Source organism: Micromonospora sp. NPDC049366 (assembly GCF_044466625.1).
GTDB lineage: Bacteria > Actinomycetota > Actinomycetes > Mycobacteriales > Micromonosporaceae > Micromonospora.
This window is the reverse complement of sequence record NZ_JBITMV010000019.1, coordinates 23,453-38,278: the sequence shown is the minus strand read 5'-3', so window position 1 is coordinate 38,278 and position 14,826 is coordinate 23,453. Positions and strand designations below refer to the sequence as shown.

The 14,826-nt window shown below is 73.6% G+C and carries 12 protein-coding genes; 4 read left to right on the top strand and 8 right to left on the bottom strand.

Annotation, left to right across the window (positions count from 1 at the left end):
- Positions 1–13 precede the first annotated feature (13 nt).
- Complete coding sequence (locus ACIBTV_RS24755; RefSeq protein WP_396708540.1) at positions 14–2,236, bottom strand: hypothetical protein; 2,223 nt, start codon at positions 2,234–2,236, stop codon at positions 14–16.
- Between the two features lie 203 nt (positions 2,237–2,439).
- Here ACIBTV_RS24755 and ACIBTV_RS24750 point away from each other — a divergent pair, with 203 nt between their 5' ends.
- The 4 genes from ACIBTV_RS24750 to ACIBTV_RS24735 all read left to right on the top strand — a co-directional run bounded on the left by ACIBTV_RS24750 (position 2,440) and on the right by ACIBTV_RS24735 (position 8,789).
- Complete coding sequence (locus ACIBTV_RS24750; protein ID WP_396708768.1) at positions 2,440–4,098, top strand: FAD-dependent oxidoreductase; 1,659 nt, start codon at positions 2,440–2,442, stop codon at positions 4,096–4,098.
- Positions 4,095–5,537, top strand: coding sequence for an ATP-binding protein (locus tag ACIBTV_RS24745; protein WP_396708538.1), 1,443 nt, complete (start codon positions 4,095–4,097; stop codon positions 5,535–5,537). The genes ACIBTV_RS24750 and ACIBTV_RS24745 overlap by 4 nt, the downstream gene beginning before the upstream one ends.
- 120 nt (positions 5,538–5,657) lie before the next feature.
- Positions 5,658–7,640, top strand: coding sequence for an ABC transporter ATP-binding protein (locus tag ACIBTV_RS24740; RefSeq protein ID WP_396708766.1), 1,983 nt, complete (start codon positions 5,658–5,660; stop codon positions 7,638–7,640).
- Between the two features lie 99 nt (positions 7,641–7,739).
- Positions 7,740–8,789 (top strand): aldo/keto reductase, encoded by a 1,050-nt coding sequence (locus ACIBTV_RS24735; RefSeq protein ID WP_396708536.1) that lies wholly within the window; start codon positions 7,740–7,742, stop codon positions 8,787–8,789.
- A gap of 167 nt (positions 8,790–8,956) precedes the next feature.
- Here the strand turns inward: ACIBTV_RS24735 and ACIBTV_RS24730 are convergent, their stop codons facing one another.
- The 7 genes from ACIBTV_RS24730 to ACIBTV_RS24700 all read right to left on the bottom strand — a co-directional run bounded on the left by ACIBTV_RS24730 (position 8,957) and on the right by ACIBTV_RS24700 (position 14,769).
- Complete coding sequence (locus ACIBTV_RS24730) at positions 8,957–9,466, bottom strand: NUDIX domain-containing protein (protein WP_396708534.1); 510 nt, start codon at positions 9,464–9,466, stop codon at positions 8,957–8,959.
- 28 nt (positions 9,467–9,494) lie between these two features.
- Positions 9,495–10,052, bottom strand: coding sequence for an NADAR family protein (locus ACIBTV_RS24725; RefSeq protein ID WP_396708532.1), 558 nt, complete (start codon positions 10,050–10,052; stop codon positions 9,495–9,497).
- 112 nt (positions 10,053–10,164) lie between these two features.
- Positions 10,165–10,797: an SRPBCC family protein gene (locus tag ACIBTV_RS24720; protein ID WP_396708530.1), complete on the bottom strand. Its 633-nt coding sequence runs from the start codon at positions 10,795–10,797 to the stop codon at positions 10,165–10,167.
- Complete coding sequence (locus ACIBTV_RS24715) at positions 10,794–11,165, bottom strand: ArsR/SmtB family transcription factor (protein WP_396708528.1); 372 nt, start codon at positions 11,163–11,165, stop codon at positions 10,794–10,796. The genes ACIBTV_RS24720 and ACIBTV_RS24715 overlap by 4 nt, the downstream gene beginning before the upstream one ends.
- Positions 11,166–11,192: 27 nt before the next feature.
- Positions 11,193–13,289, bottom strand: coding sequence for a xanthine dehydrogenase family protein molybdopterin-binding subunit (locus ACIBTV_RS24710; RefSeq protein WP_396708526.1), 2,097 nt, complete (start codon positions 13,287–13,289; stop codon positions 11,193–11,195).
- Entirely contained in the window at positions 13,286–14,275 is a 990-nt protein-coding gene (locus tag ACIBTV_RS24705) for an FAD binding domain-containing protein (protein ID WP_396708524.1), read from the bottom strand. Before ACIBTV_RS24705 ends, ACIBTV_RS24710 begins: the two co-directional genes overlap by 4 nt.
- Positions 14,272–14,769: a 2Fe-2S iron-sulfur cluster-binding protein gene (locus ACIBTV_RS24700; protein WP_396708764.1), complete on the bottom strand. Its 498-nt coding sequence runs from the start codon at positions 14,767–14,769 to the stop codon at positions 14,272–14,274. The genes ACIBTV_RS24705 and ACIBTV_RS24700 overlap by 4 nt, the downstream gene beginning before the upstream one ends.
- Positions 14,770–14,826 lie beyond the last annotated feature (57 nt).

Genomic DNA, 14,826 nt, shown 5'->3' with positions numbered 1-14,826 from the left:
GATATCGCTCGGGTCAGCCGCGCCCGGCGCGCAGTCGCCCGGCCAACTCGCGGACCGCGGCCACGAACCGCTCGTCCGACTCGCACGGCCAGTGGCCGTGGATCGGCGGCGGCACACTGTCGCTCGGCGGCGTCGTCACCGCGACGGGGTCAACCAGCCGCCGGTCCACCGCCCAGGCCGGATCGTCCGGCCGGTCCGGGTCCCCGGGACGGTGTGGCGAGAACACCCAGCTGCCGATGTGGTCGGTGTCCCGCCAGAGGTTGATCCACCGCCAGCCGACCCGCTTGCCCACCTCCCGCAGCACGTCGTCGTCGACGTACGCGGGGAAGAGCCGGGAGTAGAGGCGGTGCAGCGGCGAGCCGTAGGTGAGCAACGCGACCCGGTCGCCGACCCCCTCCGGCAGTTGCAGCACGGTGGCCGCGAGCAGCACCGACCCGTGACTGTGCCCGGAGAGCAGGACGGCGTCGCCCCGGCTCACCAGGTAGGTGATCCGCTTGGTCAACTCCGGCACCGCCCGCTCGGCGTAGCACGCCGGGGCGAAGGGGTGGGCCGCTCGCGGCCAGAACGTGCCCAGGTCCCAGATCACACCCACGTACCGTCGGAACTCGACCGTCCGGTAGGCGAAGATGCCGCCGATCAGCAGGGCGAGGAGGATGCCGCCGATCACGTAGCTGCCCATGCCGATGAAGAACGTCACCAGCTCGCCGGGTATCCCGACGACCCCGTTGATGAGCTCGGCCGGGTGTTGTCCCATCAGCCCCAGAATGGTGGTCGCGAGACCCACCGCGATGAGGACGGCGTACACCATGGCGAGCGATTCGAGCCGGTCGGTGAACCGGGCCCGGGCGATGGTCCGCTGCACCTGGCGCAGCCGCGGCGCGGCCTCGGGTGGGGCCTCGGGAAAGTCCCGGGCGACGATCGTGGCCCCGGCGCGCAGCCGGCCCGGCCGGGAGGCGAGGGTGACCACTCCGGCGGCCGCGATGCTGCCGACCACCGCGACGACGAAACCGAAGATCGCCCACTTGTACGCCAGCGGCGGGCTCGTCTCCACCTGCTCCGCGGTCGGCGCCTGCCGGTCGAGCACATCCGCGAAGCGGTAGACCAGCTCGGAGGAGAAGGCCACGGCGAGCCCGGTGGCGACGGCCGCGACGGTCGCCATGCCTCGGCCGCTGGACGGCCGCCGGGGTCGCGACCGCAGCAGCGTGGCGATCGCGATGGCGGCCAGCAGCGCCGTCTGGGTGACGAAGATGCCCGCCACGGTCGCGCCGTACCGGGGCAGGCCGTCGTGCTGCGGCCAGGGAGCCGGGTCGAAGAGGACCACGGCGAGGACGAGCGGGGTCAACACGCAGGCGGCCGTCCGCAGGCCCCGGGTGAGCCGGTCCGCCTGCGGTGCGTGCGGACGGTCGATCATCGGGTGCGCGCAGGCCGCCGCCACGCAGGCCACCAGCAGGGTCCCGACCAGCGCCGCCAGCACCACGAGGGGCGCCGACGAATCGGTGGTCAGGCGGGCGGCGAGCAGGCTGGCGTCCAGGGTGCCGAACCCGACGGCGACGTGGATCGACCGCAGCCGGCCGACGAACGGGCCCGCGTCCCACTGGCCGATCGTGCCGAGCCGGTGTGCGTCGTCCCCGGGCGGGGGCGGGCGGAACGCGGCGAACGGCTTGCCCGGCCGTGCCCCGAGCCACCAGATCGCGCCGATGGCCACCACCGGCACCAGGGAGAGCACCGCCAGCCGCAGCCCGACCGGCCGCCCGCCCAGCCAGGACAGCCAGTCCCGGTCGGCCAGGCAGACCGGGCTGGCCATGCAGCGCCAGGCGACCAGGTCGAGCGCCACGCCGACGATGGAGAGCACGTACAGGGCGGTCAGGGTGAGCCCGAGCGCCCGACCGAGGGCCTTGACGCCCAGCTCACGGGATGTGCTCGCCGGGCGCATCCAGATCGCCACGTTGCAGAGCATGAACGGCAGCATGAACACCAGCGTCAACGTGCGTACCGCCGTCCCCGAGGGCAGGTCGCTCCAGCGGTAGGCCTCGGGGATGACACCGGCCGGCCCGGTGCTGTCCGGGTAGCCGGGGCGCGGCCGATAGAAGCCGCCGCTGGCGTCCCCCGCCACCTGGTAGGCGTGCGGTCGGCCCAGCACCGATTCGGCGGCGGCCCCGGAGACGCCGTGCACGCGCAGCTCCACGACCTCGCCGGGTGGCGTCGGCCAGGACGACAATCCTGACGTCTCCGACATCGGCCCTCCGAGGTGTCCGCGCAGCCCGACCCGGCGCCCGGGCGGGCCGGCGCCCGGGCCGCTTACCCACCCCAGCGCCGACCAACCGTCGCGGCGACCGAGCCGCCGCCGGCCGCGTGCTGCGGGTCCCGTCCGGCGTTACCCTGCGCACCCGCGGTCGAGGCGGGTGCGGTCGCCGCGGTGGAGGTGATTTCATGGGCGCCATGGCGAACCCGGTGATCCTGACCATCGACGACGACCCGGTGGTCTCCCGGGCGGTGGCCCGCGACCTCCGTCGCCGCTACGGCGACCGCTACCGCGTCGTGCGGGCCGTCTCCGGGCCGGAGGCGCTCGACGCCCTGCGGGAGATCAAGTTGCGCGGTGAGCGGGTGGCCCTGCTGCTCGCCGACTACCGGATGCCCGAGATGACCGGAATCGAGTTCCTCGAGGCGGCGATGGACCTGTTCCCCGCCGCCCGCCGGGTGCTGCTCACCGCGTACGCCGACACGGACGCGGCGATCGAGGCGATCAACGTGGTGGACCTCGACCACTATCTGCTCAAGCCCTGGCACCCGCCGGAGGAGAAGCTCTATCCGGTGGTGGACGGCCTGCTGGAGGCGTGGGCCGCCACACCCGACGCCGAGCTCACCGAGATCCGCGTGGTGGGGCACCGGTGGTCGGCCCCCTCGTTCAAGGTCCGTGACTTCCTCGCCCGCAACCTGATCCCGTACCGGTGGCTGCTGACCGACGACCCCGAGGGCGCCCGGCTGCTCGCCGCGGCCGGCGCCACCGAGTCCGACGTGCCGCTGGTGGTGACCGCCGACGGCAAGACCCTGATCAGCCCCACGCCCGCCGAACTGGCCGAGGTGGTCGGCCTCACTGTGGAGCCGGCCACCGACTTCTACGACCTCGTGGTGGTCGGTGGTGGCCCGGCCGGTCTCGGGTCGGCCGTGTACGGCGCGTCGGAGGGTCTGCGGACGGTGCTCGTGGAGCGCCGGGCCACCGGTGGCCAGGCCGGCCAGAGCAGCCGCATCGAGAACTACCTGGGCTTCCCCGACGGCGTCTCCGGGGCGCAGCTCACCGACCGGGCCCGCCGCCAGGCGTTGAAGTTCGGCGCCGAGCTGCTGAGCACCCGGGAGGTGACCAGCCTGGCCGAGGCCGGCGGCGCCCGCCTGCTGCACTTCGACGACGGCAGCACCATCGCCGCGCACACCGTCGTGCTGGCCACCGGCGTCTCCTACCGGGCGCTCGACGCGCCGGGCCTGTCCGACTTCACCGGCCGGGGCGTCTTCTACGGCTCCGCGGCGACCGAGGCGCCCAGCTGCGTCGACCAGGACGTCTACATCGTCGGCGGGGCGAACTCCGCCGGCCAGGCCGCCGTGTACTTCTCCCGGTTCGCCGCCCGGGTGCACCTGCTGATCCGGGGCGGGGACCTGACCGCCTCGATGTCGCGGTACCTGATCGACCAGCTGGACCGGATCGACCAGATCACCGTGCACCCGTACACCCAGGTGGTCGCGGCCGACGGCGGCGACCACCTGGAGCGGCTCACCCTGTGCGACGCGCGCACCGGCGAGCGGCGTACGGTCGACACGTCCTGGCTGTTCGTCTTCATCGGTGCCGAACCCCGCACCGACTGGCTGGACGGCGTGCTGGTCCGCGACGCCCGCGGCTTCATCGTCACAGGCCCCGACCTGGTCGCCGGTGGCCAGCGACCCTCGGGCTGGTCGCTCTCCCGCGACCCGTACCACCTGGAGACGAGCCTGCCGGGGGTCTTCGCCGCGGGCGACGTGCGGGCCCAGTCGGTGAAGCGGGTCGCCTCCGCCGTCGGCGAGGGCGCCATGGCCGTCTCGTTGGTGCACCGCTACCTGGAGGCACAGTGACCACCCCGACCGACCGGATCACCCCGGACCAGCTGCGCACCCTGTTCCTCTTCGAGGCCCTCGACGCCGGGCAGCTGGCCTGGCTGGCCGAGCACGGCCGGGTCGAACAGCGCGCCGGGGGCACCGTCGTGTACGCCGAGGGCGAGGCGGCCACCTGCTTCTTCGTGCTCCTCCGCGGCGCGGTGTCGTTGTCCCGCCGGGTACACGGCGACGAGCTGGAGATCAGCCGCACCGACCAGCGCGGCGTGTACGGCGGCGCCACCCAGGCGTACCTCGACGACCAGAGCGAGAAGCTCTACCGCAACACGCTGCGCGCGGTCGTCGACTCGGAGTTTTTCGTGCTTCCGGCCGAGACGTTCGCCGAGGCCGTCCGCTCGTGGTTCCCGATGGCGATGCACCTGTTGGAGGGGCTCTTCATCGGCATGCGGGACAGCCAGACGATCATCGGCGAGCGGGAGCGGCTGCTGGCGCTCGGCTCGCTCTCCGCGGGCCTGACCCACGAGCTCAACAACCCCGCCGCGGCCGCCGTCCGGGCCACCTCGGTGCTGCGGGACCGGGTGGCCGGAATGCGGCACAAGCTCGCGATGATCGCCGACGGCCGGCTGGACGGCAGCCGCCTGCACGGCCTCGTGGAGCTGCAGGAGGAGGCGGTCGCCCGGGTCGCCACGGCGCCGAAGCTGACCCCGATGGCGGCGTCCGACGCGGAGGACGTCGTCACCGACTGGCTCGACGAGCACGACGTCAGCGGCGGGTGGGACCTCGCGCCGACGCTGGTCGGCGGCGGGGCGGACGTCGACTGGCTGGAGCGGGTCACGGCCTGCGTGGGGCCGGCGGACCTGGAGGCCGCCGTCCGGTGGCTCACCTACACCGTCGAGACCGAGCTGCTGATGCGGGAGATCGGCGACGCGGTCACCCGGATCTCCGGGCTGGTCGGCGCGGCCAAGCAGTACTCGCAACTCGACCGGGCGCCGTTCCAGGTGGTCGACGTGCACGACCTGCTCGACGCCACGCTGGTGATGTTCAAGGCCAAGATGCCCGCCGGGGTCAAGCTGGTCAAGGAGTACGACCGGGACCTCCCGCCGGTGCCGGCGTACGCGGCCGAGCTGAACCAGGTCTGGACCAACCTGATCGACAACGCGCTCGGCGCGATGGGGGAGAAGGGCACCCTGACCGTCCGCACCGGCCGTGACGGTGATTTGCTGACCGTGGACGTCACCGACACCGGGCCCGGCATCCCGCCCGAGGTGCGCCCGCGCATCTTCGAGCCGTTCTTCACCACCAAGCCGGTCGGCGCCGGCACCGGCCTCGGCCTGGACATCTCGTACCGGATCGTGGTCCACAAGCACCACGGCGACATCCGGGTGGAGAGCACGCCCGGCAGCACCACCTTCCGGGTGCTGCTGCCGCTGACCGCCGAGCAGCCGGGCGCGCCGGCATGAGCCGCACCCGGACACGCCGTTGGCACGGCTGTTCGACACGCCGGTGACAGGCAGACACGCTCCCGTCGCGCACCGTACGCTCCGGGCGTTGTCGCCGTCGAAGGAGGCGCCGTGGAGTCCATGGCCCGCCAACGCCCACCAGCTGACGAGCCGTCGTCCGACCGGCCTCCCGGCGAGGAGTCCACCGTCCTCCCGGAGCTGGACGATCCCGACTGGATGCACCACGCCAACGAGTTCGCGCACACCAGCTTCTGGGCGGTGGCCCGGCGGCTGCCCCGGCTGGTCCGGGAGGCGGTGGCGCTGGCCTGGGCCACCAGCCGGCGGGACACGCTCGCCTCGATCGGGCTGAACGTCCTCGCCGGTGTGCTCACCACGTTCGGCCTGCTCGCCACCACCAGCGTGCTGCGTGAGTTGTTCGCGGCCGGCCCGACCCCCGACCGCGTCCGGGGCGCGCTGCCCGCGCTGGTGGTCGCCGCGCTCGCCGTGACCGCCCGGGGCGGCCTGAGGATCGCGGCCGGCTGGGCCCAGGCCCGGCTCACCCCGCAGATCAACTACGCGGTCGAGCTGCGGCTCTTCGAGGCCACCACCGCGGTCGACCTGGCCGCCTTCGACGACGCCGGCTTCGCCGAGGAGATGGACCGGGCCCGCGAGCGGGGGATGGCCGAGGCGGCGTACATCGTGGACCACACCGTCAACCTGGTGACGGGCGTGGTGGGTCTGCTCGCCACCGCCGTGGCGGTGGGCATCATCCAGCCTCTCCTGCTGCCCTGCCTGCTGCTCGCCGCGGTGCCGGAGGCGGTCACCGCGGTACGGATGGCCCGTCGCCAATATCTGGCCATGCTCGCCCGCATCACCCGGCGCCGTCGGATGTGGATGCTCGCCCGTCTGATGGCCAACCGGAACACCGCCGTCGAGGTGCGCGCCTACCAGATGCGCGACTTCCTGCTCGCCGAGTACCGCACGATGATGGCCGTCGAGACCCAGGCCGACCTGCGGCTGGTCCGGGCGCAGACCGGCACCCGGGTCATCGGCGCGAGCATCGCCGGCCTGGCCACCTTCGGCGTCTACGCGGCGCTCGGCGCGCTGCTGCTCGGCGGTCTGGTGGCGCTGGCCGCCGCGGCCACCGCGCTGCTCGCCCTCCAGTCGGCCCGCACCAGCCTCGGCGTCGCCGTCATCGCCACCAACTCCCTCTACGAGGACGCCCTCTACTACCAGGACTACCGGGACTTCGTCGAGCGGGCCCACACCCGCGTCAGCATCGGCGCGGGCGGCGCCGTCGACGGGTTCGACGCGATCACGCTGGACCGGGTGAGCCTGCGCTACCCGGACACCGACCGGGCAGCCGTCGACGAGGTGAGCCTGACCGTCCGCCGGGGCGAGGTGATCGCCCTCGTCGGTGAGAACGGCTCGGGCAAGACCACCCTCGCCAAGCTCATCGCCGGGCTCTACCGGCCCACCGACGGCACGGTGCGCTGGGACGGTGTGGACACCGCCGAGCTGGACGCCCGGGCCCTCGCCGGGCACGTGGCGGTGATGACCCAGGACTGGTGGAAGTTCCCGTTCACCGCGCGGCAGAACATCCGCATCGGGCGGCACGACCGGGCGCCCGAGCGGCCCGGCCCCAGCGTCGAGGACGCGGCCCATTCGGCCGCCGCCCACGAGATGATCGCCGCCCTGCCCTACGGCTACGACACCCTGCTCGACCGTGAGTTCAAGAACGGCCAGGACCTCTCCGGCGGGCAGTGGCAGCGGTTGGTCGCCGCCCGGGGCCTCTATCGCGACGCCGCCCTGCTCATCTGCGACGAGCCGTCCGCGGCGCTGGACGCGCGGGCCGAGCACGCGCTCTTCCAGCACCTGCGTCGGCGGCCGGACCGCGCGGTCGTGCTGATCACCCACCGGCTGGCCAACGTCCGGCACGCCGACCGCATCTTCGTCCTCGACCAGGGGCGACTCGTCCAGCAGGGCACCCACGACGAGTTGATGGCGACGGGCGGCCTCTACCGGGAGCTGTTCGACCTCCAGGCCAGCGGCTACCTCGCCCGTGCCGACGCCCGCCCGGTCGGTGACCCGGAGCCGACCGGAGACCCGGCGGTGAGCCACTGAGGATCAAGGTGTTGACCTCCAGCGCACTCGAACTCCTAGCGTGACGCGTACGTCCGGCCGGCCCGCGCCGGCCTGCCAACGTCAGCAGGGAGCACAGTCATGCGTCACCGCGTCCTCGGCGGCACCGGCATCGAGGTGAGCGTCCACGCGCTCGGCACGATGATGTTCGGCGCGGTCGGCAACCCCGACCACGACGACTGCGTCCGGATCATCCACGCCGCGCTCGACCGGGGCATCAACCTCGTCGACACGGCGGACATGTACTCGGCCGGCGAATCCGAGGTGATCGTCGGGAAGGCACTGCGGGGCCGCCGCGACGACGTGGTCCTCGCCACCAAGGTGCACTTCCCGATGGGGGAGGGCCCCAATCGGGGCGGCAACTCGCGGCGCTGGATCGTCCGGGCCGTCGAGGACAGCCTGCGTCGGCTGGGCACCGACTGGATCGACCTCTACCAGGTGCACCGTCCCGACCACACCACGGACGTGGAGGAGACCCTCGGCGTCCTCACCGACCTGGTTCGCGCCGGAAAGATCCGTGCCTTCGGCTGCTCGACGTTCCCCGCCGAGGAGATCGTCGAGGCACAGCACGCCGCGCAGCGCTGGGCGCTCGGCCGGTTCCGCACCGAGCAACCGCCGTACTCGCTGCTCGCGCGGGGCGTCGAGGCCGACGTTCTGCCGGTCTGCCAGCGGTACGGCATGGGCGTGCTCACCTGGAGCCCGCTCGCCTCCGGTTTTCTCTCCGGCCGGTACCGTGCCGGCGCCCCGGTCGACCTGACCAGCGGACGGCCCGCCCTGACCCCGGCCCGCTTCGATCCGGCGGTGTTGGGCAACGATGCGAAGTACCGGGCGGTCGAGGAGCTCGTCGACCTGGCCGACAAGCTCGGCTGCACGCTGCCGGAGCTGGCGGTGGCGTTCCCCGCCGCACACCCGGCGGTCACCTCCGTCATCATCGGCCCGCGCACGATGGCGCAGCTCGACGGGTTGCTGGCCGGGGCCGCGCTCACCCTCGACGACGAAGCGCTCGACCGGATCGACGAGATCGTGCCGCCCGGCACCGACCTGTACGCCCCCGACGGGGTGTGGCGCCCGCCGGCGCTGACCGACCCCACCCGGCGCCGCCGCCCCACCGGCGACCGCGCCGCCGCCTGACCGGCCGTCCGCGCGCCCACGAATCGCGCTCGATCCTGGATGTAGTGGCCTCCCGCAGCCCTGGAGGCCACTACTTCTGGGTGCGAGCGCGATCCTCACCCCGGAGACCACTACCGCTGGGTTCGAGCGCGATCACCGGCAGGGGCGGGGCTGAGCGGGGGCGGGTGTCACGCCCGGGTGGCGAAGAAATCGGCCAGCACCCGGGTGTGCGTGGAGAAGGCCAGCTCGGTCGGCTCGGTGAGCACCAGCCACTCGGTCGCCTCCTCGGTCGGCGCCGAAGGCGGCAGCTCCTCGGCAGGCACCTCGGGCAGCACGCCGAAGACCATCATGGTGCCGCCGGCCGGTGCCCCGTGCACGGCGAACAGGGTGGCGTCCGCCGCCGACGCCAGCAGGCCGGTCTCCTCGCGCAGTTCCCGGACGAGCGCCGCGTTCCACTCCTCGCCGTACTCGATGAAGCCACCGGGGAGGGCGAGCAGGCCACGGGCCGGTTCGATGTCGCGGCGGACGACCACCACGCCGAGCCCGGCCGGGGAGCGCACCGGCAGCACCGCCACCGCGACCGGCAGCGGGTTGCGCCACACCGTCTGCCCGCAGGTCGGGCAGACGCGCGGCCAGCCGGCCGCCGCCGGGTAGGCGGCCCCGCAGAACGAGCAGTGGGAGTACGGCGCACCGGTCATGTCGCAGCACGTTACCGGGACGCCACCGTCACCGGCCCTCCCGCAGGGAGGCGCGCGCCTCCATGAGGGCGAACCCGAGCAGGTTGTCACCCTGCCAGCCGCGCGGGTCACCGGCGCGGGGGTCGTCGGCGGCGAGGCCGATGCCCCAGATCCGGTCCAGCGGGCTGGCCTCCACGAGCACCCGGTCGCCGGTGGCCAGCAGGAACGCCCGCAGGTCGGGGTGCTGGCCGAACTTGGCCGTGCTGCCGGCCACCACGATCTCGTAGCGTCGCGCCTCCCACCGCTCCTGGTCGAAGTCGCGGACCCGGCGACCGAGGGCCTTGGCGCGGTGCGGGTGCGCGGCGGCGAGGATCTGCTCGGCCACCTCCTCGTCGCCGAAGAGCATCGCCTTGTGCCACATCATCCAGTGCTCGGCGGTGGCGAAGACGCGCTCACCGTCGCGGAACGGGGCGGGCCACCACTGGCTCAGGCATCCCCGTCCCACGCTGCCGTCGCGTTGTGGTCGGTGGCCCCAGAAGAACAGGTATTCCGGCCGGAGGCCGGCCCGGGTGGCGGCGGTCAGCTCGGCGACGGATCGTGGCGACACGGGGAGAGTCTGCCCGACCCCACCGACATTCCGCCGCTCTCTTCTCCGGCGCCCCGGTGAGCGCCGTCCCCTCGACCCGGCCACCGGAGCGGGGCCGGGCCGAGGGTCGTGCTCAGGCGGGCGCGCCGGTGTAGAAGGCGGTGACCCGCTCTTCGGCGGCGCGGGCGGCGTCCGGGTCGGTGCCGGCGGCGATGCTCGCCTCGGTCCAGCGCTGGCTGGCCCCGGTCACGAACTCGCGGCCCTCCGCCGACACCGTCCAGGCCTCGGCGTCCTCCGGCCGGACCCCGCCACCGCCGAGGTACGAGGCCAGCCCGAGCAGGCCCAGGTCCCAGCCGATGCCGACCGCGCCGGGGCCGTACATCGCCCACGTGTCGTCGTCGACGTGGGCGATGTGGTCGAGTTCGAAGCGGGTGCGGTCATCGTCGACGGCGCTCAACCGGACCTCGATCCAGCTGGTCGTGTCGCCGAACTCCCAGGTGGCGGCGAAGCTGTTCGGCGGGTCGCAGCGTTCGACGGTGCCGCCGGCGTTGCCCTCCAACTGGTAGCGGCCGCCCAGCCGCAGGTCCCCGGTGACCGGCAGGAACCAGCGGGGGATGCGTTCGGGGTTGGTGCAGGCGTCCCAGACGTCCTCGACGGACGCGTCGTACGTCTGGCTGATCGTGCTCACCCGGGCCTCGCCGGCCTCCAGGGTGCGGCTGCCGACCTGGCGTCGCACGGCGTTGATCTGCCCGGATACGTCGATCATGGTTCTCTCCTGTCCTCGGGTGGGTCGGCGGGCTGCCCGCGCAGCCGCCGTTCGCGCCGGCCACGGGCCAGTTCGGTGGCGAGCGCCTGCAGGGGTGGTGTCCAGAACCGCCGGAAGTGCTCCAGCCACTGGTCGACGTCGCGCAGCGGTCGGGGGTCGACCGCGTAGAGCCGGCGGGTGCCCTCCGGTCGGACCGTGGTGAAGCCGTTGTCCCGCAGCACCTTGAGGTGCTGGGAGACGGCGGGCTGGGAGATCCCGAACTCGCGGTGGATGACCGCGCCGAGCGCGCCGGCGGTCGTCTCGCCGTCGGCGAGCAGCTCGAGGATCCGGCGGCGCACCGGGTCGCCCAGCACATCGAAGGCGTGCACCCGTCGTTTATATCAGGAGCGACTTAATTAAGCCAGCGGTGATGCACCGATCAGCTTGTCGAGTCGGATGGGCAGGTCACGCACCCGGACGCCGGTGGCGTGACGGACGGCGTTGGCGATCGCGGCCGCGGTGCCGACGATGCCGATCTCGCCGATGCCCTTCACCCCGCACGGATTCAGGTCCGGGTCCTCCTCCGGCAACCAGTACGCCTCGATCCGCTCGACGTCCGCACAGGCGGTGATGTGGTAGGTGGCGAGGTCGTGGTTGACCCAGTCGCCGTACCGCTCGTCGAGCACGCCCTCCTCGTGCAGAGCCATCGACAGGCCCATCGTCATCCCGCCGATGAGCTGGCTGCGCGCGGTGGTCGGGTTCACGATCCGCCCGACCGCGAAGACGCCGAGCAGTCGGCTCACCCGCACCTCGCCGGTGTCCGCGTCGACGCGTACCTCGGCGAACTGGGCGCCGTAGCCGTACCGCGCCAGGGGCCGCTGGGCCCGGACCTCGTCGCGGGTGTCCGCCTCGACGGTCAGCCCGTCGGCCGGCAGCTCGCCGGTGTGGTGCGCGATCCGGTCGCGCAGCCCCTGGCAGGCCCGCACCACCGCCCAGCTCCACGACGAGGTGCCCATCGAGCCGCCGGCGACGCCGGCCGGTGGCAGGTCGGTGTCGCCCACCCGGATGCGTACCCGCTCGGGCGGGACGCCCAGCGCGTCCGCGGCCACCTGCCACAGCGCGGTGCGGGCGCCGGTGCCGATGTCGGCGGCGTTGATCCGCACCAGGAAGTCGCCGCCGGGCAGCGCGGTGGCGGTGGCGGCGGCCGCCCGCGCCCGGGCCGGATAGCTGGACCCGGCGACGCCGGTGCCGATCATCCAATGGCCCTCGCGTCGGGAGCAGGGGCGGGGGTTCCGTTCGGCCCAGCCGAAGCGACGGGCGCCCTCGGTGAGGCAGCCGACCAGGTTGCGGCTGCTGAACGGCTGCCCCTGGTCCGGGTCGACCGTGGGTTCGTTGCGGATCCGCAGCTCGACCGGGTCGATGCCGCAGGCGGCGGCCAGCTCGTCCATCGCCGACTCCAGGGCGTACGCGCCGGGGCACTCCCCGGGCGCGCGCATCCAGAACGGGGTCGGCACGTCGAGCCGGGCGAGCCGGTGGGTGGTGCGGCGGTGCGGCCCGGCGTACATGCTGCGGGTGTAGACGGCGGTCTGCTCGGCGAACTCGGTGATCTGCGAGGTCTGGCTGATCGCGTCGTGGCAGACGGCGGCGATGCGGCCGTCCGCGTCCGCGCCGAGGCGGACCCGCTGGATCGTCGGCGTGCGGTAGCCGATCGGCCCGAAGAGCTGCTGGCGGGTCAGGGCGAGCCGCACCGGCCGCTCGACGTGTCGGGCGGCCAGCGCGGCGAGCACCACGGCCGCCTTCGCGTACCCCTTGCTGCCGAAGCCGCCGCCGACGTGTTCGTTGACGACGCGGATCGACTCGCGCGGAATCCGGAACAGCTCGGAGAGGGTGGCCTGCACCGGCGTCGATCCCTGGTTGGAGTCGTGCACGAGCAGGCGCCCGTCGTGCCACTGCGCCGTCGTGGCGTGCGGCTCCATCGGGTTGTTGTGGTAGGCCGGGGTCCGATAGGTGGAGTCCACCCGCACCTCGGCGGCGGCGAAGGCGGCGTCGAAGTCGCCCTCGGCCGTGTCCGTCGGATAGCCGGGGTTCACCCGTTCCGGCTGGTAGAGGCCGGGATGGTCGGCGGTGAGCACCGTGCTGTGCGGCTCGGTGTCGTAGTCGATCCGGACCAGGCGGGCGCCCTCCCGGGCCGCCTCGATGCTCTCCGCCACCACGACCGCGATGAACTGGCCGCGGTAGTGCACGAGCGGCTCCTGCAACAGGTACAGCTCGGAGTCCACGTCGGGGGCGAGCCGCGGGGCGTTGCCGTGGTGCAGCACCGCGAGGACGCCCGGCGTCGCGAGGGCCGGGTCCGGGTCGACGCGGGTGATCCGCCCGCGCACCGCGGCGGCCGGCACCACCCAGCCGTACGTCACGTCGTCGAGCGGGTACTCGACGGCGTACCGCGCGACGCCGGTCACCTTCTCGGGGCCCTCCAGCCGCGGGTGCGCCTGGCCGACCGCGCCGGCGCTCACGCCGCCACCTCGGCCAGCTCGGTCAGGACCCGCACGGTGATGGCGCGCACCAGCGGCACCTTGAACGCGTTGTGCCGCAGCGGGCGGGCCGACGCCAGCTCGGCGTCCGCCGCCACTGCGGCCAGCTCCGGGGTGAAGGGGCGGCCGCGTAGCTCCGCCTCGGCCCGCAGGGCCCGCCACGGCCGGTGCGCGACCGCGCCGTAGGCCAGGCGGACGTCGCGCACCACGCCGGCGTCCAGGTCGAGCACCGCGGCCACCGAGCCGGCCGCGAAGGCGAACGAGGCCCGGTCCCGCACCTTCAGGTACGACGACCGGCGGGCCGCCGGCAGCGGCGGAACGCGTACGCCCGTGATCAGCGCCCCGGCGGGCAGGACGGTGTCCCGCTCCGGGTGGTCCCCCGGTGACCGGTGCAGCTCGACCATCGGCACCTCGCGCGGGCCGTCGACCCCGGTCACCTCGACGACCGCGTCGAGCGCGACCAGCGCGACCGCCAGGTCGGACGGGTGGGTGGCCACGCACTGCTCCGACCAGTCCAGGATGGCCAGGTCCCGGTTCTGGCCGTGCCGTGCCGCGCAGCCGGTGCCGGGCTCCCGCTTGTTGCACGCCTTGCCGGTGTCCTGGAAGTAGACGCACCGGGTGCGCTGCAACAGGTTGCCGCCGGTGGTGGCCATGTTGCGCAGCTGACCGGAGGCCGCGGCGAGCAGCGCGCGGGCGAGCACCGGATAGTCACGTCGGACGACCGGGTGCGCGGCCAGGTCGCTGTTGCGTACGGTCGCGCCGACCCGCAGCCCGCCGTCGGGCAGGGCCTCGATGCCGCCCAACGGCAGCCGGTTCACGTCGACCAGCACGTCGGGGCGCGCGACGCCGAGCTTCATGAGGTCGACGAGGTTGGTGCCGCCGGCCAGGTACGCCGCCTCGGTGCCCGCGCCGAGCAGCGTGACGGCCTCCGCCACGTCGGCGGGCCGGTGGTAGCGGAACGCTCTCACCGGGCCTGCACCGCCTCACGGACGGCGGCGACGATGTGCGGGTACGCCGCGCACCGGCACAGGTTGCCGCTCATCCGTTCGCGGATCTCCGCGTCGGACGGCTCGACCGTCCCGGTCAGGTCGCCGGTGACCGCGCTCGGCCAGTTCTCGGCGAGCTCGTCGAGCACGCCCCGCGCGGAGCAGATCTGCCCGGGAGTGCAGTAGCCGCACTGGAACGCGTCGTGCGCGATGAACGCCTCCTGCAACGGCGTGAGCCCGTCGGGACCGGCCAGTCCCTCCACGGTGGTCACCACGCAGCCGTCGAGGGTGACCGCGAGGAGCAGACAGCTCTTGACCCGCCGGCCGTCGAGCAGCACCGTGCACGAGCCGCACTGCCCGTGGTCGCAGCCCTTCTTCGCGCCCACCAGACCCAGGTGTTCGCGCAGTGCGTCGAGCAGGGTGGTGCGGTTGTCCAGGGTCAGGTCCCGCGGGGTGCCGTTGACGGTGACGGCCACGCGGGACGACCACTCGTCGTCCGCCGTCGCGGCGTTCCCCGTCCCCTGCTGCACGGC

Bases quoted from the DNA above. Each gene is read 5' to 3' on its own strand.
- ACIBTV_RS24755 (WP_396708540.1), bottom strand. From the start codon at position 2,236: ATGTCGGAGACGTCAGGATTGTCGTCCTGGCCGACGCCACCCGGCGAG.
- ACIBTV_RS24750 (WP_396708768.1), top strand. From the start codon at position 2,440: ATGGCGAACCCGGTGATCCTGACCATCGACGACGACCCGGTGGTCTCC.
- ACIBTV_RS24740 (WP_396708766.1), top strand. From the start codon at position 5,658: ATGGCCCGCCAACGCCCACCAGCTGACGAGCCGTCGTCCGACCGGCCT.
- ACIBTV_RS24735 (WP_396708536.1), top strand. From the start codon at position 7,740: ATGCGTCACCGCGTCCTCGGCGGCACCGGCATCGAGGTGAGCGTCCAC.
- ACIBTV_RS24730 (WP_396708534.1), bottom strand. From the start codon at position 9,466: ATGACCGGTGCGCCGTACTCCCACTGCTCGTTCTGCGGGGCCGCCTAC.
- ACIBTV_RS24720 (WP_396708530.1), bottom strand. From the start codon at position 10,797: ATGATCGACGTATCCGGGCAGATCAACGCCGTGCGACGCCAGGTCGGC.